The sequence below is a fragment of the Moorena sp. SIO3I6 genome, from assembly GCF_010672095.1.
The window spans coordinates 1-1,017 of sequence record NZ_JAAHHU010001755.1; the positions used below are offsets into that span (position 1 = coordinate 1).

Here is a 1,017-nt window from a genome sequence, read left to right on the forward strand (position 1 = left end):
CAAACCATCAGGTTAATCAGGAGTTAGAACAGATGTCTACTCAGGTTTTGTCAAGCAGCTGTTGCTGACACTGTTGACCTGTGAAGCCTACGATGGCTGACCCTGAATCTTCACGGTAGTTTTGCTTAGGTATTGATTCAACCATGTAGGATAACTAGCGCAACAGTATGGCATCCTACAGTAGCACTGATTGCCATTTTTAGCTATTCCAAAAGTCCCAACCTATCATTCCAACTGACCTGATTTGTCTAATGATAGCCCTAATTACATTCAATGTTATTCAGGGAATCTTCTGAGTGCTGAGGGCTGATGCATTAATTAATAGAACCCCATGATTTGGCATTCCACAAATTTTATCTTATTATAGTTTTATAGGAATAGTTTTGGAAAATCAACTGATGAACAAGTGCGTTGGTACTACTGAAGCGGCATCTCTGTTAGGAATCTCCTCTAGACGATTGCGACAACTCCTAAGCTCTGGCCGGGTTAGAGGTGCTTATAAAAGCGGTAAATTCTGGATTATTCCCCTGTTTAACTATCTGCCTCAAATTATTAAAGGCAAACGTGGACCAAAGGGTAAGTGGCGTAAAAATCGTCCTCCGGCTCTAGCTAAGATCAATGTCAACCGCAATCACATTGGCTCGAATATGCACAAAAGTCCCAAAGACCGGAAGCCAGTGATTTCAGTAAAACGAAGCGGCAACAATCTATACGGAAACGAGGTAGAAATCCTCGGTCCATGTCGGATTGTCTATCAGCCTGATAACCCACTCGATTGTGGCGCTCGTCTGTGGATCGAAACCTTCAGTGATATCCACTTCATCGGTGGCAGTTTTCCCGCTAGTAGCTAATTACCAATTACCGATTTTTCTCTAATAGACATTCTGCAGCTTCTAGCATATCTGCAGCAATATCTCTGAGGTCTTGCCGATTCTCTAGATATGTCGATAACGCATCCATCGGGTCAATGCTGTTACCTATACCCAGTTCCGGCAACCGGGGACGGGCTAGCTGGCT

At 43.7% G+C, this 1,017-nt stretch carries 1 protein-coding gene and 1 pseudogene; one reads left to right on the forward strand and one right to left on the reverse strand.

Features of this window, described 5'->3' with window-relative positions:
• The first annotated feature begins 398 nt into the window (after positions 1–398).
• A complete protein-coding gene (locus F6K49_RS52885; RefSeq protein ID WP_293111133.1) occupies positions 399–851 on the forward strand; it encodes a helix-turn-helix domain-containing protein in 453 nt (150 codons plus the stop codon).
• Between the two features lie 7 nt (positions 852–858).
• Here the strand turns inward: F6K49_RS52885 and F6K49_RS52890 are convergent.
• A pseudogene (locus tag F6K49_RS52890) lies at positions 859–1,017 on the reverse strand (DNA double-strand break repair protein Mre11); the annotation flags it as partial.

What these genes read in the sequence shown, in the direction of transcription:
- F6K49_RS52885 (WP_293111133.1), top strand. Translation starts at nt 399, where the DNA reads ATGAACAAGTGCGTTGGTACTACTGAAGCGGCATCTCTGTTAGGAATC.